Here is a 4,623-nt window from a genome sequence, read left to right as displayed (position 1 = left end):
CCCCCCCCCCCCCCCCCCCCCCCCCCCCCCCCCCCCCCCACCAGCCCCCCCCCCACCCCCAACCCCCCCGCGGGAGGAGGAGGGGTGGGGTGGGGGGAGGGGGTTCGGGACGGGGGTCCTGCGGGTTCGCAGGGGTTTCGGGTTCGTGCGGTTCGTGCGGGTCGTGCTGGGTTCCCGGGTTCCGGGGGTTTCCCGGGGGTCAGGTGCCCAGGGCGTCCCAGGCGGTGACGCCGCCGCGCAGGTGCGCGGCGTCGGGGTGCCCGGCGGCGAGGACGGCGCGCAGCGCCCGTGCGGAACGGGTGCCGCCCGCGCAGTGCAGCACCAGCGGCTGCGCCGGGTCGAAGCGGCCGGGGTCGGCGAGCACGTCCGCCAGCGGCACCGGGACGGAACCGGGGATCGCGTGCGCGGCGTGCTCGTCGGGTTCGCGCACGTCCACGAGCACGAAACCCGCACCGCCCGCAGCCCGCTCGCGCAGCCGGCGGGCCAGTTCCGCGGCGTCCACCTCCGGCAGGTCGTCGGAGGGTTCGCGGTCCTCGGCGCCCTCGACGGGTTTGAGAGCGGTGACGGGGGCGCGGCGCGGGTCCGGCGCCAGGCGCAGCGGGCGCCACGTCATCGCCAGCGCGTCGTGCACGAGGACGCGGCCCAGCAGGCTGGTGCCCGCGCCGGTGACGAGCTTGACGGCCTCGGTGACCATCGCCGCGCCCACCGCCGCGCACACCGCGCCCAGCACGCCGGCCTCCCCGCAGGAGGGCACGGTGCCCGGTGCCGGCGGGGCGGGGAACAGGTCGCGGTAGGTGGGCCCGTGCCCGTCCCAGAACACCGCGACCTGCCCGTCGAAGCGCAGCACCGCCCCCCACACCCACGGGGTGCCGGTGAGCACGCACGCGTCGTTGACGAGGTAGCGGGTGCCGAAGTTGTCCGAGCCGTCCACGACGAGGTCGTAGCCGGCGACGATCCCCTCGGCGTTGTCGGCGGTCAGGCGCTCGCCGTGCTTGACGACGCGCACGAGGGGGTTCGCGCGCGCCACGGCGTCGGCGGCGCTGTCCACCTTCGCCCGGCCCACGTCGGGAGTTCCGTGCACGACCTGGCGGTGCAGGTTCGACTCGGCCACGACGTCGTCGTCGACGACGCCGAGGGTGCCGACCCCGGCGGCGGCCAGGTACAGCAGCGCCGGGGACCCCAGGCCGCCGGCGCCGACGACGAGGACCCGCGCGGCCTTCAGGCGCCGCTGGCCGACCTCGCCGATGCCCGGCAGCAGGAGCTGGCGCGCGTAGCGGCGCGCCTCCTGCGCGGTCAGCTCGGCCGCGGGTTCCACCAGCGGCGGCAGCGACCCGCTCACGCGGTGCCCCCCGCGCCGGTGCTCCCCGCCCCTGCGCTCTCCGCGCCGGTGCCGCCGAACTCCGCCAGGCCCTCCCAGGTGGAGGACGCCTGCGCCAGGGCGCGCTGCGGGATGCGCCCGGCGCGGCGGGCGGCGCGGCCGGCGAGGACGGCGTGCCGCATCGCGGACCCCATCAGCTCGGGGTCCTGCGCCCGGGTGACGGCGGTGGCCAGCAGCACCGCGTCGCAGCCCAGCTCCATCGCGCGCGCCGCGTCGGAGGCGGTGCCGATGCCGGCGTCCAGGACGACGGGCACCGAGGCGCGCTCGGCGATGAGGGCGATGCTGTGCGGGTTGAGGATCCCCAGGCCGGTGCCGATGGGGGCGCCCAGCGGCATCACCGCCGCGCACCCGGCGCGCTCGAGCCGCAGCGCCAGCGCGGGGTCGTCGTTGGTGTAGGCCAGGACGGTGAAACCGTCGTCGACGAGCTGCTCGGCGGCGTCGAGGAGCTCCACCGCGTCCGGCAGCAGGGTCTCCTCGTCGGCGACGACCTCCAGCTTCACCCAGTCGGTGCCCAGCGCCTCGCGGCCCAGGCGGGCGGTGAGCAGCGCCTCGCGGGCGGTGCGGCACCCGGCGGTGTTCGGCAGGACCTGCACGCCCACCCGGTCCAGCACGTCGAGCAGCGAGCCGCGCGCGGCCGGGTCCACGCGCCGCAGCGCCACCGTCGTCAGCTCGGTGCCCGAGGCGCGCAGCGCGCGCTCCAGGACGTCGTGGTTCGCCGCCCCGCCGGTGCCGGTGATCAGCCGGGAGCGGAACTGCCGCCCGGCGATCACCAGCGGGTCCGGGACCGTCCCCTCCACGGTCCCCGGCCCGCTGCGCGGCAACCCCGTCGTCTCCACGGCGCTCATCCTCCCGCCACCGCCCCCAGCACCTCGAGGCGGTCCCCGGCGGCGACGGGCGTGTCCGCCCAGCACCCGGCGGGCACGACGTCGTCGCCGACCGCGACGGCCGTGCCGCGCCCGTCCGCCGCGCCGGGCGCGAACAGCGCCACGACGTCGGCGACGCTGGAGCCGACCGGGACCCGCAGGGGCTGCGAGTTCACCAGCACCTCCACGGCGCCGGCACCCCCGGCAGCCCCGGCAGTCCCGACACCCCCGGCAGTCCCGACACCTCTGGCAGTTCCGGCAGTTCCAGCAGTTCCAGCAGTTCCGTCGCTCACGGCACCAGCACCTCCTCGCGGGCCGCCGAGCGCGACCCGAACCTGACCGGGTCGCAGGCCGCGACCTCCGGCGGGACGTCCTCCCCGGCGGCCAGCGCCGCCACGGCGTCGGCCGTCACCCCCGACAGCAGCACCCCGTTGCGGTGGTGCCCCACCGCCAGCAGCAGGCCCGGCACCTCGCCGAACCCGATGAGCGGCAGGTTGTCCGGGGAACCCGGCCGGGAGCGGGCCAGCACCTCCACCAGCTCCAGCTCCGCGACCCCCGGCACCACGGCCTGCGCGTCGCGCAGCAGGTCGTGCACCGCGCCGGCGGTCACGGTCTCGTCGAAACCGCGGTCCTCGGTGGTGGCGCCCACGACCAGCTCGCCGTCCTCGCGCGGCACCAGGTAGACGTCGCGGTCGCGCACCACGGCGCGCACCGTGCGCTGCAGCACGTGCCCGCCCTCGGGCATCCGCAGCCGCGCCACCTGCCCCTTCACCGGGCGCACCGGCGCGTGCTGCTGCGCGCGCGCCCCGGTGGCCAGCACCACCAGGTCCGCGCGCACCGCGGAACCGTCCGCGAACCGCACGCCCGCCGCGCGCCCGCCCTCGACGAGCACCTCGCCGCGCGCGGGCACGAAGTCCACCCCGCACCGGCCGGCCGCCGCGCGCAGCGCCCGCAGCAGCCGGCGCGGGTCCACCTGGTGGTCGCCGCGCGCCAGCGTCCCGCCGGAGACCGCCGGGTCCAGCAGGGGTTCCAGCCGCCGGCACTCCCGGCCGGTGAGGGCCTGCACGTCCAGCCCGAGGCGCTCCTGCGCCCGGCGCACGTCCGCCAGGCGCGCGCGGTCCCCGGCGTCCAGGGCGACGACGAGGGTGCCGCAGCCGCGGTACCCGGTGGGCGCGTCACCGGCGGCGGAGACCCGCCGGGCGTGCTCGGCGAAACCCGAGGCGGCCAGCAGGCACAGCGCCAGCAGGTCCTCCTCGCCGTGGTGCAGCTCGCTGACCGGCGCCAGCATCCCGGCCGCCGCGCGGGAGGAACCCCCGCCGGGGTCGGGGTCGACGAGCACGACGCGGTGGCCGCGCTCGGCCAGCCGCCACGCGCACGACGTGCCCACGATGCCGCCGCCGATCACGACGACGTCGCACGGAACCACCAGCACGCTCCCTTCGCCGGCACGACCCGGAGCAGGTTCGACGGTCGGCGAGTGCGCTCGCCCTCTCAGCCCGCGATCCCGGGCTCCCGTGGTGCGGCCACCATACCCCCGTGCCCGCGGGCCCGCGCCTGGCACACTCGCCCGCGTGCCGACCCCCACCGATCCCCGCGAGGCGCTGCGCTCCGCGCGCCTGTACCTGTGCACCGGCGCCCGCCGCCGCGAGGGCGACCTGGAGCAGTTCCTCGACGCGGTCCTGGCCGCCGGCGTCGACGTCGTGCAGCTGCGCGAGAAGCACCTGGAGGCGGCCGAGGAGCTGGAGCTGCTGGAGGTGTTCGCCGCGGCCGCGCGCCGCCACGGCCGCCTGCTGGCCGTCAACGACCGCGCCGACGTGGCCGCCGTCGCCGGCGCCGACGTGCTGCACGTGGGCCAGCGGGACCTGCCGCCGGCCGCGGCGCGGCGCCTGGTCGGCCCCGGCGCGCTGATCGGCCGCTCCACGCACTCCCCCGCGCAGTTCGACGCCGCCGCGGCCGACCCGGACGTCGACTACGCGTGCGTGGGGCCCACCTGGGCCACCCCCACGAAACCCGGCCGCGCCGCCACCGGGCTGGAGCTGGTGCGCCACGCCGCCGCCGGCGCGGGCGCCACCCCGTGGTTCGCGATCGGCGGGGTCGACCTGTCCACCGTGGACGAGGTCGTCGCGGCGGGTGCGCGGCGGGTCGTGGTCGTGCGTGCGATCACGGAGGCCGACGACCCGGCCGCCGCCACCGCCGCGCTGCTGGCCCGCCTGCCCGCACCACCGGCCTGACCCGCCCGCCGCGCCCGCACCGCCCGACCCGCCCGGCGCGGCCCCGGCGGGGGGCGGGGGGGGGTGGGGGGGGGGGGGGGGGCCGGGCGGCGCGGGGGGCTCCCGGGGGGCGGCGGGGGGGCAAGCGGGGTGTGGAACCCACTACGTACGT

Annotated in this window: 5 protein-coding genes and 1 riboswitch; of the genes, 1 reads left to right on the top strand and 4 read right to left on the bottom strand. The window is 78.8% G+C overall.

The genetic code is table 11. From position 1 onward, the window contains the following. Positions 1-199: 199 nt before the first annotated feature. From moeB to thiO, 4 genes are all read right to left on the bottom strand, one after another. Complete coding sequence (moeB, locus tag ACRYR7_RS24465; RefSeq protein ID WP_432574925.1) at positions 200-1,339, bottom strand: molybdopterin-synthase adenylyltransferase MoeB; 1,140 nt, start codon at positions 1,337-1,339, stop codon at positions 200-202. After that, entirely contained in the window at positions 1,336-2,223 is an 888-nt protein-coding gene (locus tag ACRYR7_RS24460; RefSeq protein WP_432574924.1) for a thiazole synthase, read from the bottom strand. Before ACRYR7_RS24460 ends, moeB begins: the two co-directional genes overlap by 4 nt. Next, positions 2,220-2,417, bottom strand: coding sequence for a sulfur carrier protein ThiS (thiS, locus tag ACRYR7_RS24455; RefSeq protein ID WP_432574922.1), 198 nt, complete (start codon positions 2,415-2,417; stop codon positions 2,220-2,222). The genes ACRYR7_RS24460 and thiS overlap by 4 nt, the downstream gene beginning before the upstream one ends. A 113-nt stretch (positions 2,418-2,530) precedes the next feature. Continuing rightward, the gene (gene thiO / locus ACRYR7_RS24450; RefSeq protein ID WP_432574920.1) at positions 2,531-3,673 is read right to left on the bottom strand and encodes a glycine oxidase ThiO; all 1,143 of its coding nucleotides are present in this window, start codon (positions 3,671-3,673) and stop codon (positions 2,531-2,533) included. Then, positions 3,658-3,767, bottom strand: a riboswitch (TPP riboswitch). Its footprint overlaps the gene before it by 16 nt. 45 nt (positions 3,768-3,812) lie before the next feature. On the opposite strand from thiO, the gene thiE reads away from it, so the two are divergent. Continuing rightward, complete coding sequence (thiE, locus tag ACRYR7_RS24445; protein ID WP_432574918.1) at positions 3,813-4,472, top strand: thiamine phosphate synthase; 660 nt, start codon at positions 3,813-3,815, stop codon at positions 4,470-4,472. The last annotated feature ends 151 nt before the right edge of the window (positions 4,473-4,623 follow it).

This window comes from Kineococcus gurbantunggutensis (assembly GCF_050871925.1).
Taxonomy (GTDB): Bacteria; Actinomycetota; Actinomycetes; order Actinomycetales; family Kineococcaceae; genus Kineococcus.
The sequence above is the reverse complement of the archived record's forward strand: the minus strand, read 5'-3'. Positions and strand labels throughout refer to the sequence as shown.

Excerpts from the sequence above, each read along its gene's own strand:
- ACRYR7_RS24460 (WP_432574924.1), bottom strand. The coding sequence starts at position 2,223 with ATGAGCGCCGTGGAGACGACGGGGTTGCCGCGCAGCGGGCCGGGGACC.